The 13,400-nt window shown below is 73.3% G+C and carries 13 protein-coding genes; 8 read left to right on the forward strand and 5 right to left on the reverse strand.

Going from position 1 to position 13,400, the window contains the following annotated elements; genetic code table 11:
• Positions 1-204: 204 nt before the first annotated feature.
• The 6 genes from IE195_RS04860 to IE195_RS04885 all read left to right on the forward strand — a co-directional run bounded on the left by IE195_RS04860 (position 205) and on the right by IE195_RS04885 (position 7,384).
• Entirely contained in the window at positions 205-969 is a 765-nt protein-coding gene (locus IE195_RS04860; protein WP_229826088.1) for a TetR/AcrR family transcriptional regulator, read from the forward strand.
• Complete coding sequence (locus tag IE195_RS04865; protein ID WP_191268181.1) at positions 966-3,212, forward strand: glycoside hydrolase family 3 C-terminal domain-containing protein; 2,247 nt, start codon at positions 966-968, stop codon at positions 3,210-3,212. Before IE195_RS04860 ends, IE195_RS04865 begins: the two co-directional genes overlap by 4 nt.
• Before the next feature lie 16 nt (positions 3,213-3,228).
• Positions 3,229-4,404 (forward strand): glycoside hydrolase family 1 protein, encoded by a 1,176-nt coding sequence (locus IE195_RS04870; protein WP_191268182.1) that lies wholly within the window; start codon positions 3,229-3,231, stop codon positions 4,402-4,404.
• Between the two features lie 265 nt (positions 4,405-4,669).
• Entirely contained in the window at positions 4,670-5,644 is a 975-nt protein-coding gene (locus IE195_RS04875; protein WP_191268183.1) for an arsenic resistance protein, read from the forward strand.
• Between the two features lie 90 nt (positions 5,645-5,734).
• The gene (locus tag IE195_RS04880) at positions 5,735-6,529 is read left to right on the forward strand and encodes a hypothetical protein (protein WP_191268184.1); all 795 of its coding nucleotides are present in this window, start codon (positions 5,735-5,737) and stop codon (positions 6,527-6,529) included.
• A 210-nt stretch (positions 6,530-6,739) separates the two neighbouring features.
• Positions 6,740-7,384, forward strand: a complete 645-nt coding sequence (locus IE195_RS04885; RefSeq protein WP_191268185.1) for a hypothetical protein — start codon at positions 6,740-6,742, stop codon at positions 7,382-7,384.
• On the opposite strand, the gene IE195_RS04890 is transcribed toward IE195_RS04885, so the two are convergent.
• Together IE195_RS04890 and IE195_RS04895 are read right to left on the reverse strand one after the other, a co-directional pair.
• The gene (locus tag IE195_RS04890) at positions 7,368-8,024 is read right to left on the reverse strand and encodes a response regulator (RefSeq protein ID WP_191268186.1); all 657 of its coding nucleotides are present in this window, start codon (positions 8,022-8,024) and stop codon (positions 7,368-7,370) included. The two genes, IE195_RS04885 and IE195_RS04890, sit on opposite strands and share 17 nt — an antisense overlap.
• A complete protein-coding gene (locus IE195_RS04895; RefSeq protein ID WP_191268187.1) occupies positions 8,021-9,256 on the reverse strand; it encodes a sensor histidine kinase in 1,236 nt (411 codons plus the stop codon). The genes IE195_RS04890 and IE195_RS04895 overlap by 4 nt, the downstream gene beginning before the upstream one ends.
• A 168-nt stretch (positions 9,257-9,424) precedes the next feature.
• On the opposite strand from IE195_RS04895, the gene IE195_RS04900 reads away from it, so the two are divergent.
• Together IE195_RS04900 and IE195_RS04905 are read left to right on the forward strand one after the other, a co-directional pair.
• A complete protein-coding gene (locus IE195_RS04900) occupies positions 9,425-10,522 on the forward strand; it encodes an ABC transporter permease (RefSeq protein ID WP_191268188.1) in 1,098 nt (365 codons plus the stop codon).
• On the forward strand, positions 10,519-11,199 hold the full coding sequence (locus IE195_RS04905) for an ABC transporter ATP-binding protein (RefSeq protein ID WP_191268189.1): 681 nt from the start codon (positions 10,519-10,521) through the stop codon (positions 11,197-11,199). The genes IE195_RS04900 and IE195_RS04905 overlap by 4 nt, the downstream gene beginning before the upstream one ends.
• A gap of 351 nt (positions 11,200-11,550) precedes the next feature.
• Here the strand turns inward: IE195_RS04905 and IE195_RS04910 are convergent, their stop codons facing one another.
• The 3 genes from IE195_RS04910 to IE195_RS04920 form a co-directional block, all read right to left on the reverse strand.
• On the reverse strand, positions 11,551-11,721 hold the full coding sequence (locus IE195_RS04910) for a hypothetical protein (RefSeq protein ID WP_191268190.1): 171 nt from the start codon (positions 11,719-11,721) through the stop codon (positions 11,551-11,553).
• Positions 11,722-11,914: 193 nt separating this feature from the next.
• Positions 11,915-12,784: a 5-oxoprolinase subunit C family protein gene (locus tag IE195_RS04915; RefSeq protein ID WP_268249152.1), complete on the reverse strand. Its 870-nt coding sequence runs from the start codon at positions 12,782-12,784 to the stop codon at positions 11,915-11,917.
• Positions 12,781-13,392 (reverse strand): 5-oxoprolinase subunit B family protein, encoded by a 612-nt coding sequence (locus IE195_RS04920; RefSeq protein ID WP_191268192.1) that lies wholly within the window; start codon positions 13,390-13,392, stop codon positions 12,781-12,783. The genes IE195_RS04915 and IE195_RS04920 overlap by 4 nt, the downstream gene beginning before the upstream one ends.
• Positions 13,393-13,400 lie beyond the last annotated feature (8 nt).

Raw genomic sequence — 13,400 nt, forward strand, 5'->3', positions numbered from 1 at the left:
GGATTGGTTGTTGTGTCTGGCACCACAAATTAACCACATGGTAGGTTTCGTGTCGGTCACCGTACAACACCGAAACCGATCCAGGAAGAGCGGGAGAACGGGCGGCCGGGACCGTAATCTCGGAGCCACCACGGCCTGCACGGCCGCCGGGAGACACAGAAACTCGTGGCACGAACACGCGACAACCCGCTAGGAGACCGTCCCGTGACGGACAGAGAGCGCGCCCGGCAGCGCCTGAACCAGGGCAACCGCATGAGCAAGGGGGAACGCACCCGGCAGCGCATCATCGACTCCGCCACGGAGCTGTTCTCCCGCTCCGGCTACCGGGCGGTGTCCCTGCGCGACATCGCCGCGCACGCCCGGCTCACCCACGCCGGGGTGCTCCACCACTTCCCCAACAAGGAGGCGACCCTCATACACGTGTTGAGCAGGCGCGACGCGGTCGACGCCCCCCTGGTCCTCGACGAGGGCCTCACCCCCCGGGAACTCGTCGACAACGTCGTGGGGATCGTCGAACGCAACACGGGCACCCCGGGACTGGTCTCGCTCTACGTCAACCTGTCGGCCGAGGCCACCGACCCCGCCCACCCCGCGCACGAGTACTTCTTCGGCCGTTACCAGATCCTGCGCGGCCTGCTCGTACCCGCGTTCGCCGCCCTGCTCGACGAGCGGACCGAACCCACCCCCGCGCCCTCCCCCGAGACGGCCGCACAGCAGTTCCTCGCCCTCCTGGACGGACTCCAGGTCCAGTGGCTGCTGGACCCGGGCGCCGTCGACATGCGGGCCTCCGTCCTCGCCTTCCTGCGCAGCCTCGGGATCCCCGCCCGGGACCGGGGCCCGGGGGAACGGCCCGCGCCCGACCCCGACGACCCCACGCCCGGTGCCGCCGACACCACCGGCGCCACCGACAGCACCGGCCCAGCCGACCCCACGAGCGCCACCGACCCCACCCAAGAAAGGTCCAGATGAGCACCCACCCCCGCCTCGACCTGACCGTGAAGGCCTCGGTCACCTCCGGCTCCGACACCTGGCACAGCACCGGGGTGGAGGGCGAACTGCGCCCCCTCCACCTGGCCGACGGCCCGCACGGCCTGCGGCAGCAACCCGACGAGGGCGACCACCTCGGCATCGGCGGCAGCGTCCCCTCCACCTGCTTCCCGCCCGCCGTCGGGCTCGGCTCCACCTGGAACCCGGACCTGGTGCGCAGGGTCGGCGAGGCCCTGGGCGGCGAGGCCAGCGCGCTGGGGGTGGACGTCGTCCTCGGCCCCGGCATGAACATCAAGCGTTCGCCCCTGTGCGGCCGCAACTTCGAGTACGTCTCCGAGGACCCCCACGTCACCGCGCGGATCGCCGCCGCACTGGTGGAGGGCATCCAGTCCCAGGGCGTCGGCGCCTGCGTCAAGCACTTCGCCGCCAACAACCAGGAGACCGACCGGCACCGCGTCAGCGCCGAGGTGGACGAGCGCACCCTGCGCGAGATCTACCTCCCCGCCTTCGAGGAGGTCATCCGCACCACCGAACCCGCCATGGTGATGAGCTCCTACAACCGGCTCAACGGGGTCTACACCAGCCAGGACCCGTGGCTGCTGACCGACCTGCTGCGCGGCGAGTGGGGGTTCGAGGGCGTGGTGGTCTCCGACTGGGGCGCCGTCTTCGACCGGGTCGCCGCGGTACGCGCCGGGCTCGACCTGGAGATGCCGCCCAGCGGCACCGACCAGCTCGTCGCAGACGCCGTGCGCGGGGGCGAACTGGACGAGTCCGTGCTGGACACGGTGGTGGAGCGGCTGAAACGGCTCCAGGACCGGGTGCGGACCGACACCACCCGCTCCCCGGAGCACGAGGCGCACGACGCCCTGGCCCGCGAGGCCGCCCGTGAGGCGCTGGTGCTGCTGAAGAACGACGGCGGTGCACTGCCGCTGGCCGCCGACCGGTCCGTGGCCGTGGTCGGCGAGTTCGCCCGCACCCCCCGCTACCAGGGCGGCGGCTCCTCCCACGTGGTGCCGACCAGGGTGCACAGCGCCCTGGACTCCTTCGAGGCCGCCGTCTCCGAGGGCGCCCTCGCGGGTGTGCGGTTCGCCGCCGGGTTCACCCTGGACGGGACCGAGGAGCCCGCGCTGGCCGAGGAGGCCGTCGAGGCCGCACGCGAGGCGGACACCGCCGTGCTGTTCCTGGGGCTGCCCGAGTCCGCCGAGTCCGAGGGCTACGACCGGACCACGATCGGCCTGCCCGCGCCCCAGCTCGAACTGCTCGCCAGGGTGCGCGAGGTCAGCGAGCGGGTCGTGGTCGTGCTGTCCAACGGCGGTGTGGTCTCGGTGGCCGAGTGGCAGGACCGGGCCGACGCCGTCCTGGAGGGCTGGCTGCTCGGCCAGGCCGGCGGGGCCGCCGTCGTGGACGTGCTGACCGGGGCCGCCGCACCGTCCGGCCGTCTCACCGAGACCATCCCGGTGCGGCTGAGCGACCACGCCACGTACCTGAACTTCCCCGGCGAGCACGGCAGGGTCCGCCACGGCGAGGGCGTGTTCGTCGGCTACCGCCACTTCGACACCCTGGACGTCCCGGTCGCCTACCCCTTCGGGTTCGGGCTCACCTACACGAGCTTCGCGTACTCGGAGCTGGAGGTGGCCCCGAACGGGGAGAACGCGTGGACGGTGTCGTTCACCGTCACCAACACCGGCGACCGCGCGGGGAGCGAGGTGGCCCAGCTCTACACCGGCGTCGAGCAGGACCACCCGACGCGGCCCCGCCGCGAACTGCGCGGCTTCGCGAAGGCGGCGCTGGAACCGGGGGAGAGCACCCGGATCGAGCTCCCGCTGACCGGACGCGACCTGTCCGTCTGGGACCCCAGGGACCACCGCTGGTCCCTGGCCGCGGGCACCTACACCGTCTCCGTCGGCGCCTCCTCCCGGGACGTCCGGCTCACCGGCGGGATCACCACCGAGGGCGACCGGTACGTACGGAAGCTGACCAAGTACTGCACGGTGAGCGAGTGGCGCACCCACCGCGTCGGGGGGCCGGTGATGCGGGAGCTGATGTCCTCGTTCCCCGGGCTCTCGGACGTGCCAGAGGACCTGCTCCGGATGGCGGACTCCCTGCCGCTGATCACGCTGCGGACCTTCGGCCTCGGGGTCACCGAGGAGATGCTCGACCTCCTCGTGGACGACGTGGAGGCCAAACGCCGGGCGGCCGTCGAACGCGGCGAGATCACCGGTTGAGGAGGGGGACGACACGATGACGAACCTTCCCGAGGGGTTCCTCTGGGGCGCGGCCACCGCCGGGCACCAGGTCGAGGGCAACAACACCGACAGTGACATCTGGGCGCTGGAGAACACCGAGGGGTCGATCCTGCCCGAGCGCAGCGGCGACGCCTGCGACAGCTACCACCGGTGGCGCGAGGACCTGGACATCGTCCGGGACCTGGGGCTGAACAGCTACCGGTTCGGGATCGAGTGGGCCCGGATCGAACCCGAGCCGGGGCGCTTCTCCCTGGCCGAACTGGCGCACTACCGGCGGATCGTCGAGGGGTGCCTGGAACGCGGACTCACCCCCGTGGTGACCCTGCACCACTTCACCTCGCCCGCCTGGTTCCGTGCGGCGGGCGGCTGGACCGGCCCGGACGGCGTCGGCCTGTTCCGCCGGTACGTGCGCCAGGCCAGGGCGGTCCTGGACGGTGTGCCGTGGGTGTGCACCGTCAACGAACCGAACATGCTCGCGATGATGGCCAACATGTTCCGTCAGGGCGAGCGCAGGGAGGCCGTGGCCGGGGCGATGCCACCGCCGGACCAGGAGACCGCCGAGGCGCTGGTGGCGGCGCACCACGCCGCCAGCGAGGAGCTGTCCGACCTGCCGGGGACGGCCACCGGGTGGACCGTGGCCAACCAGAACTTCCAGGCGGTGGACGGCGCCGACGCCCTCGCCGAGGAGTGGGCGTACACCCGCGAGGACCAGTTCCTGGACGCCGCGAAGGACGACGCCTTCGTGGGTGTGCAGGCCTACACCCGGGTCGTGGTCGGGCCGGAGGGGCCGAGGGAGCCGGAACCGGGTGTCCGCCGCACCATCACCGGCTGGGAGTTCCACCCGCAGGCCCTCGAAGGGGCCGTCCGGCACACCGCCGAACGCACCGGCGGGGTCCCCGTCCTCGTGACGGAGAACGGTATCGCCACCTCCTCCGACGAGGAGCGGATCGAGTACACCACCGGCGCCCTGGCCGGGCTGGGCCGGGCGATGGCCGACGGGGTGGACGTGCGCGGCTACCTGCACTGGTCGCTGCTGGACAACTACGAGTGGGGCAGCTGGGCGCCCACGTTCGGGCTGGTCGGGGTGGACCGGAAGACCTTCGCGCGCACCGTGAAACCGAGCGGCCGCTGGTACGGGGAGCTCGCCCGCGGGGGTGAGCTGCCGAGCTGACTCCGAGGCGGTCCCGGTTGGCCCCGGGTCGGCCCCGGGCGGTGGTTGTCCACAGGCCCGGGGCCGCCCCTGGCGTACCCCCGCCGGTTCGCGGTTGACTCGATGTCAGGGGGAGTTCCGTCCCCGTCGGCTCCGTGCTGCCCGCCCCGTTACCCGCCCCACTGTCCTGGCCCGGCGAAACCCCCGCAGAAAGCGACGGCGACCACCGTCGAATAGCGTGGGCGGGCGTTCGACCGTCGTCCGAGAAGCCGCGGGAAGCCACAGCGTGTCCACGTCAGAGAAGTTCCAGAGTGTGTTCGTGGCGCTGGCCGCCGTGCTCGGGCTGGGGTCCGGGCTGCTGTGGCCGCTGGGTGCGACCGCGGGACACCTGGTGCTCCCCCTGCTGGTGGTGATGCTGGCGGCCGTGTTCGCGCAGGTGGACGCCGGGCAGGCACGCCAGGTGCGCGGCGCCCGGAAGGTGGTCGCCGCCAGCCTGGTGCTGAACTTCGTCTTCACCCCCCTCTTCGCCTGGGCCCTGGGGGCCGGGCTGCTGGGCGGCTCCCCCGACCTGCGCATCGGGCTCCTCCTGCTGCTGGTCACCCCGTGTACCGACTGGTACCTGGTGTTCACCGGGCTGGCGCGCGGGCACATGGGGGCAGCGGCGGCGGTACTGCCGGTGAATCTGGTTCTGCAGTTGCTGCTGTTGCCGGTGTATGTGCTGCTGCTCGGCGGCGAGGCCGCGATGGTCGACACCGGCACCCTGGCGGAGGCGGTTCTGCTGGTGTTGGTGGTGCCCGTGGTTCTCGCCGTGCTGCTGCGTCGGGGCGCCCGGCGCTGGCGGGGCGCGCGGTGGCGGGACCGGAGGGTCCTGCCGGTGGTGGCCGCCTCGGTCCTGCCACTGCTGTACGCGGCGGTCTTCGCGATGTTCGCCTGGCAGGCCCGCACGGTGGTGGGGCACCTGGGCGAGCTGGTGGTGCTGCTGCTCCCGCTGGCACTGTTCTTCCTGGTCATGCCGTTGGTGGCGGCGGGCACGGGCCGACTGCTCCGGCTCCCCGCCGACCAGCGGGTCACCCTCACCATGACCTCGGTGGCCCGCAACTCGCCGGTGGCGCTGGCGGTCGCCGTGGCCGCGTTCCCGGACCGCCCGCTCATCGCCCTCGCCCTGGTGGCGGGGCCGCTACTGGAACTGCCGCTGCTCGCGGCCCTGAGCCAGATCGTGCGGGTACGCGACCCCGGGTCCGGCACGGGCCCGCGTTCCTGACCCCCGCCCCTCCGGCCGCTTTCCTGCGGGCCCGTCTTCCTGACGGGCCCGTTCCGGAAACCGTCGGGACACCGTCCTAGGCTCTCCTCCATGACGAGCCACGCACAGCACTACCTCTCGGGCAGGCACGAGGAGGTCTGGGCCGACCTGGGCGCGTTGGGCCAGGTCCCCGACCACCTGCGCGAGGACGTCCGGGAGGTTGCCGACCTGACGATGGCCCGGGTGGCCGCCCACGTGTCCCGGCTCGCCGAGTCCCTGCCCGAGCTGGGGTTCGAGCCCTCCGGCGGGTTCCCCTTCCACACACCGCCCGGTCCGGACGCCCGGGCGGAGACGGCCGCACTCGCCGAGGAGATCGGGGGTGTGCCCGCCGCGTTGGCCGCGTACCTGAGCACGGTCGGGGAGGTCGGTCTGACCGGGGACTGGCCGGAGATCGGGCTGCACTACCACTCGGTCCCGACCTGGACGGAGGAGACCGATTTCTCCCCGGTTACCGGATCACCGGACCCTCTCTGCCTGCCCGGGATCGACCACCTGCGCTTCTGGGTGGAGGAGTGCCTCCGGGCCCCGGACGAGGACGAGGGGGTCCCTGGGGCCGAGGACACCCGGAACACCATCGCAAGAACTCGGCCAGTCAGTGCCGTGACCAGCTTCGACCTGGCACCGGACGAACTCCACAAGGCCAACGTCAGCGGCGGCACCCACGACGTCCTGCTGCCCGACGCCTCGGCGGATCCGGTCCTGATCGGCGTCCGGGGGCGCCCCGGGGTCACCCTGGTGGAGTACCTGCGCGCCGTGGTCGCACACGGCGGGTTCCCCGGGTGGGAGCTCAACGGGCTGCCCCTTCCGGAACCGCTGCGCGCACTCGCCGCCGCCCCCGACTTCTGAGACCTCGATCCGGGCCGGTGAAGAGCGCCGCCTCCAGCAATCCCCAGGGCGAGGAGTTCGGGGAGACAGTCCCGGGTCATGCTCCGCGCCGCGAGAACCACGCTGATCCGCCCCGCGCCCGGCGTCCCCGGGGCGGGTGCCGCCGGGCGGAAACGGGTAACGGGCAAGGGTGGGCATCACCCCCCAGCCCCCTCACCCCCCGGGAGCCCTGTGAAGCTGTACGCCGACACTCCGGTCCGCGCCTGCCTCCAACTCGTCTGCGACCTCGCCGCGCTCGTCTGGGCGTTCGTGTGGATCCACGCGGCCCTGGCCCTGCGTGAGACCCTCCTGTCCCTGAACCGTCCGGGCGAGCTCATGTCCAGCACCGGGGCGGGACTGACCGAGCACATGGACACCGCCGCCGAGAACGTCCGGCAGGTCCCCCTCGCCGGAGAGGCCCTGGCCGCCCCCTTCACCGGCCTCAGCGGGACCGGCGAGTCCCTCAGCGCCGCGGGGGACTCCTTCCAGGACTCCGTGGGCACGCTCGCCCTCACCCTGCCGCTGCTCGTGGCCGCCCTTCCGCTGTTCCTGCTCGCCGCCACCTGGCTGCCCGCCCGCGCCCGCTGGATCGTCCGCGCCACCGGAACGGTACGGCTCCGCGCGCTGGCCCCCGAGGCGCGTACCCGGCTGCTGGCGCTGCGCGCCCTGTCCGGCGCCCCCGCCGCCGGGTTGGCGGCGGTGCACGAGGACCCCGCCGGGGCCTGGCAGGAGAACGACCGGACGGTGGTGGCGGAACTGGCCGCGCTGGAGCTGCGGCGCCTGGGCCTGCGCCCGAAGGCCCGGAACGGAAGGCCTGTGTTCACTCGACGCGGATGAGGCCGCGTTGCAGGGCCGTGGTGATGGCCGCGGTGCGGTTGTCCACCCCGAGCTTGTCGAACACGTGCACCAGGTGGGTCTTGACCGTGGCCTCGCTGATGAACAGCTCGCGGGAGATCGCCCGGTTGGACAGCCCCCTGGCCAGCAGGCCGAGGATCTCCAGTTCGCGTCCGCTCAGCGCCGGGTGCGGTGAACGGAGCCGGGCCATGAGCCGGTTCGCGACGTCGGGGGCGAGCGCGGTCTGCCCGCGCGCGGCCGCGTGCACCGCCTCGCACAGCTGGTCCGGCGGTGCGTCCTTGAGCATGTAGCCGGTGGCGCCCGCCTCGACCGCGGCGAGGATGTCGGCGTCGGTGTCGTAGGTGGTCAGGACCAGGACCGGCGGCGGGGAGTCGAGTTCGGTGATGCGCCGGATCGCGGTGACCCCGTCCATGCCGGCGCCCATCCGCAGGTCCATCAGCACGACGTCGACCTCCGTCCGGCCGCCGCCCGGTCCCCCGGTGAGTACGTCCAGGGCGGCCCGGCCGTCGGCGGCCTCCGCCACCACGTCCATGTCGGGGCGTTCGGCGAACATCGCCTTGAGTCCGTGGCGGACCACCGGGTGGTCGTCCACCAGCAGGATGCGCAGGGGGCTGTCGGTCACCGGGACTCCTCCGGGGTCAGGGGCAGTCGGACGGCCACCGCGGTGCCCTCGCCCGGCGCGGACTCCACCTGCAGGTCCCCGCCCAGAGCGGCCACGCGCTCGCGCAGTGAGGCGATCCCGTAACCGGTGCCGTCCTGGCGCGGGCGGAGCCGTTCGGGCACGAAACCCTCCCCGTCGTCGTACACGTCCAGGGTGACCTCCTCCCCCAGGTAGCCGAGGGTGACCACGGCGGTGGTGGCGCGGGCGTGCGCGGTGACGTTGGCGAGGCTGGCCTGGGCGGCGCGCAGCAGCGCGACCTCGTAGCCGGAGGGGAGTTCGGCCGGGGTGCCGTCGGTGCGGAACCGGCAGTCGAGACCCCCGGTGCGGCCCACCCGTTCGCACAGCCGCCGCAGGGCGTCAGGCAGATTGGCCCCGGTCAGCGAGGGCGGGGCCAGGTCCCGGACGAACCTGCGCGCCTCGGCGAGGTTGGCGGAGGCGCTCTCCCGGGCCTCGGCGACACGGGTGGCCGCGAGACCGGGGTCCTTCGGCAGGGCGCTCTCCGCGGTGCGCAACAGCAGCACGATGCTGGACAGGCCCTGGGCGAGGGTGTCGTGGATCTCCCGGGCCAGGCGTTCGCGTTCGTCGAGCACCCCCGTGCGGCGCTGGGCGGCGGCGAGTTCGTCACGGGTCCGGGTGAGGGTGTCGATGAGTTCCCGGCTCCGTTCGCTCTCCCGGTCCAGCGCCGTGTAACCGGCGGCGATGGCCACCGCGAACACCGCTCCGAGCACCGGCCCGAGGACCATTCCCGCGGTGAGGGCCCCGCCGTGCAGGACCTGGCCCAGGACGGCGGCGGCGGTGATGACCACGACCGCGGCCACCGAGTGGAGCCCGCGCAGCAGGTGCAGGTGCAGGAAGTACAGCGGGAAGGCCAGCCACACGAAGTCCGGGGCCGCCCAGGACAGGAGGGCCCACAGCAGGGTGACCGCGGCGAGCCACACCAGGGAGCGGGTCCGGTGCACGTCGTGCCGGGCGGCCAGCGCCCCGGCGCAGTAGACCGCGGCGAGCAGAGCGGCCCCGCAGCCGACAGCCCAGTGCGTCCACTGCGGGTGGGCGGCGGCCGGGCCGGTGAGAGCGTACCGGGCGGTGCCGACCCCGAGCAGGAACAGGAAGCAGGCGTGCAGGAGCAGACGCAGCACCCGGAGCACCGTCACCACACCGGGCAGTTCGGGCGCCCACCCCCTTCCGTACCGCATCAGTGCAGCTTATGACGGTACGGGTGACCGGGTCATCAACCGTTCGATGGAGTCCGCGCTCCACCCCGCCGCCCCCGGGAACGCTCCGTTCGCCCGATGACGGCGGCCCCGGAGCGGACGAGGCTGGAGGCACGCATCCACCGAGTGTCCACCGAAAGGAGGGCCGCCGTGTTCGTCGCCCTTCGTGACATCCGCTTCTCCAAGGGGCGGTTCGCGCTGATGGGCTCCGTCGTCGCCCTCATCACCCTGCTCATCGTGCTGCTGTCCGGGTTGACGGCGGGGTTGGCCGACCAGTCCACGTCAGCGGTCGGGAACCTGCCCGCCAGCCGCATCGCCTTCGGCACGTCCGGTGACGGCGACCCCGAGGAGTCCTACGCCGACAGCACCGTCACCCGGGCCCAACTCGACGCCTGGTCCGCCGCCGAGGGGGTGGAGTGGGCCGAACCGGTCGGCGTGACCCGGAGCCGGATCGAAATCGACGGCGGCGAAGGGGCCGCCATCGCGCTGTTCGGGGTGGTCCCCGGCGGCCGCCTGGCACCCGGGGGTCTGGGTGCCGACGGCGGTCTGGTCGTCAGCGAGGAGATCGCCGAGGACCTCGGCGTCGCCGAGGGCGACACGGTGACCGTCGCCGGCACCGAGCTGACCGTCGACGCCCTCGCCCCAACCGAGCACTACAGCCACACCCCGGCGGTGTGGACCGGCATCGGAACCTGGCAGGAGCTCGACCCCCGGGTGCGGCACGCCGAGGGCGAGGACGCGCCGATCGCCAACGTGGTCGCCTCATCCGTCGGGCCGGAGGAAGCGGCCGGTGCCGCGGACGAGGCGGCGGGCACCGTCTCCACCACCCTGTCCGGCAGCCTCCGGGCGATCGGTTCGTTCTCCTCGGAGAACAGCTCCCTGGTCGCCATGCAGGGTTTCCTCTACGCGATCTCCGCCCTGGTCATCGGGGCGTTCCTGACCGTGTGGACGATCCAGCGCAGCGGGGACGTCGCGATCCTCAAGGCGCTCGGCGGCTCCACCCGCTACCTGTTGCGCGACGCCCTGGCCCAGGCCCTGATCGTGCTGCTCCTGGGCACCGCCGCGGGCGGCGCCGCGGGCGTGGGGCTGGGCGCCCTGGCCGGTTCCGCCCTGCCGTTCTCGCTGACCGCGGCCACCACCCTGGGCCCGGTCGCCGCCATGGTCGTGCTGGGCATGCTCGGCGCGGTCCTGGCCGTGCGCCGTATCACCTCCGTTGACCCGCTGACCGCCCTGGGAGGCGTCCGATGAGCCTGGAACTGAGCAACGTGACCCTGACCTACCCCGACGGCGACGGGGTGGTGACCGCCCTGGACCGCGTGTCGGTGCGGGTGGCCCCCGGGGAGGTGACGGCCGTGGTCGGCCCGTCCGGGTCGGGCAAGTCGAGCCTGCTGGCGGTGGCCGCGACCCTCATCCGGCCGGACTCGGGCACGGTGCGCGTCGGCGGTACGGACACGCTGGGGCTGCGCCCCCGGGAGACGGCCGAACTCCGCCTGGCCGAGGTGGGCATCGTCTTCCAGCAGCCGAACCTGATCAGCTCGCTGACCGCGGTGGAGCAACTGGTGGTCACCGGGCACATGCGGTCCCGTCCGGTGCGCGAGGCGCGGGCCTCCGCGATGGAGACCCTGGCCGCGGTGGGGCTCTCCGGGAAGGAGCACCGGCGCCCGCACCAGTTGTCCGGGGGCGAGCGCCAGCGGGTGAACATCGCCCGGGCGCTGGCGGGGCGGCCGAGCGCTCTGTTGGTGGACGAGCCGACGGCGGCGCTGGACCACGACCGGGGCGCACGGGTCATGGAGCTGGTCGGGGAGGCGACACGGACGTTCGGTGTGGCGACGCTGCTGGTCACGCACGACACCGAGCACCTCGGTGCGGCCGGGCGGGTGCTGGAGATGCGCGACGGCCGCCTGGGCGCCCCGGCGCCCGCCTGAGGTCGGCGCCGGGCCCGTCCCCCGGCTCGCACCGGCAACGTTTCCGGTCAGCCCGCTAGGCTGGGAGGCAGCCCAGCCCCTTGGAGCGTCCCATGTGCCAGGCAGCGCGACCCGAGTCCGACCTCCCCGCCCGTGACACCTCCGGTTCCGCCCCCGCGCGCCCGTCGCCCGGGCGGGAACCGGCCGGGGCAGCGGAAACCCGGAAGGGTCGGGGCGCACGCCTGCGGGGCGGGCGGAACCGCTCCGACCAGTCCTTCCCCGACCCCGGGGCTTATCCTCCCCAAGACCGTTGACCCGGAAAGCAACAGGCCCGCACCGTGGGTGCGGGCCTCAGCCGTCGGCGCCTGGGAGCTAGCACCGGAAAATAATGGGCAGCGACAACCAACTGTCAGCGAACCTCATGATGCCGTCGAACAGGTTCTTGCTCTTATCCACCTGCACCACCACCTTTCGCAGGAAGGCCTTAACCGGCCCCTCCTTGGCCGATTTATTACTCAAGGCTAAAGTGATAACAAAGGTCACAACATAGATAATAAAGTGAATGACGACTACGAGTTCGGCCGGGATTGAGCCGGCAAAAACTGCCCCGACTTTGGGGTCCCAAATGATGCCAACCCCGAAGCGCCATCACCCATTCCCCGACCCCGGGGCCCCGCGCGGCGCGGACCGCTGAACAGCGCCCCGGCCACGGCTCCGGTACCCGGGGCGCCCCTGCTCAGAGCACGAAGCGGATCCGTGTCCCCGGGCGGGCCTGGGCGGCCCGGGGCAGGTCGGCGGAGCAGACCACCGCGATGACCGGGTAGCCGCCGGTGACCGGGTGGTCGGCGAGGAACAGCACCGGTTCGCCGTCCGGGGGGACCTGGAGCGACCCGGCGACCATGCCCTCGCTGGGGAGTTCGCCCTCGCGGGCCCGTTCCAGGGCCGGTCCGGCCAGGCGGGCGCCCACCCGGTCGCTGCGCGGGGTCACCTCGTAGTCCCCGGACAGCAGGGCGGTGCGGGCCCGTTCGGTGAACCAGTCCTCTCGGGGACCGAGTTCGACCCGCAGTTCCACCCGGTCGCCGCCGACCGGCCCGACGGGGGCGTGGTCCAGGTTCGGGAAGGCGGCGGGGGCCGGTCCGACCGGCAGTACGTCCCCGGCCACGGGGACTTCGGGGCCGAGCCCGGCGAGCACGTCGGTGCTGCGTGAGCCCAGCACGGGCGGTACGTCCACTCCCCCGCGTACGCCCAGGTAGGAACGGAGCCCCCGTTCGGGGGCGCCCAGGGTGAGCTCGGCTCCGTCGGGCAGGTGCAGGACCTCGTTGGCCGCCGCGCCGCCCCCGTCCACCCGGACCGGTACCCGGGCTCCGGTCACCGTGACGGTGACCGTGCCGTGCGCCCGGACCCGCAGTCCGCCGAGCGTCACCTCCAGGGCAGCGGCGCCCGGGGGGTTGGCCAGGAGCCGGTTGGCGAGCGCGTAGGAGTCGGGGTCGGCCGCGCCGGAGCGGCCCACGCCGAGGGCGGCGTGGCCGAACCGGCCCGCGTCCTGCACGGTGGTCATCGGCCCGGTCGCCAGGACCTCCAGCGCGCTCCCGTCCGTGCCGCTCACGCGACCTCCTCGAAGCGCACCCGGACGCCGGGCCGCAGAAGGCCGGGCGGGTCCCGGTCCAGGTCCCAGGTCACGGTGTCGGTGCGGCCGAGCAGCTGCCACCCTCCGGGGGAGCTGCGCGGGTAGACACCGGTGAACTCCCCCGCCAGCGCCACGGACCCCCGGGGGACCCGGGTGCGGGCCTCGCCCCGGCGGGGTACGCGCAGGCGGGGGTCGTCACCGACCAGGTAGCCGAAGCCGGGGGCGAACCCGCAGAACGCGACGGTCCAGGTCGCCGCGGTGTGAGCGCGGACGACCCCGCGCGGGCTGAGTCCGGTGAGTTCGGCGACGTCGGTGAGGTCCTCGCCGTCGTAGTGGACGCCGATGGTGACGGTGTCCCCGCTCCTGAGGTGGGTCTCGGTGGTCAGGGGGAGTCCGGTGACGGCCGCGGCGACCCCGGCCGGGTCGGTCCCGGGTTCCAGACGCAGCAGGACGGTGCGGGCGGCCGGCACGACGTCCGCGACGCCCGGCAACGGGTCCGCTTCCAGGGCGGCGCCCAGGGCGATGACCTGGTCGAGGTCGGCGACCTCCACCAGTATCCCGGTGTCTGCGCACTTCAGGACGCGCACGTACGGCT

The organism is Nocardiopsis terrae (genome assembly GCF_014651695.1).
Classification (GTDB): domain Bacteria; phylum Actinomycetota; class Actinomycetes; order Streptosporangiales; family Streptosporangiaceae; genus Nocardiopsis; species Nocardiopsis terrae.

Bases quoted from the DNA above. Each gene is read 5' to 3' on its own strand.
- IE195_RS04880 (WP_191268184.1), top strand. From the start codon at position 5,735: ATGACGAGCCACGCACAGCACTACCTCTCGGGCAGGCACGAGGAGGTC.
- IE195_RS04870 (WP_191268182.1), top strand. From the start codon at position 3,229: ATGACGAACCTTCCCGAGGGGTTCCTCTGGGGCGCGGCCACCGCCGGG.
- IE195_RS04895 (WP_191268187.1), bottom strand. From the start codon at position 9,256: ATGCGGTACGGAAGGGGGTGGGCGCCCGAACTGCCCGGTGTGGTGACG.
- IE195_RS04905 (WP_191268189.1), top strand. From the start codon at position 10,519: ATGAGCCTGGAACTGAGCAACGTGACCCTGACCTACCCCGACGGCGAC.
- IE195_RS04865 (WP_191268181.1), top strand. From the start codon at position 966: ATGAGCACCCACCCCCGCCTCGACCTGACCGTGAAGGCCTCGGTCACC.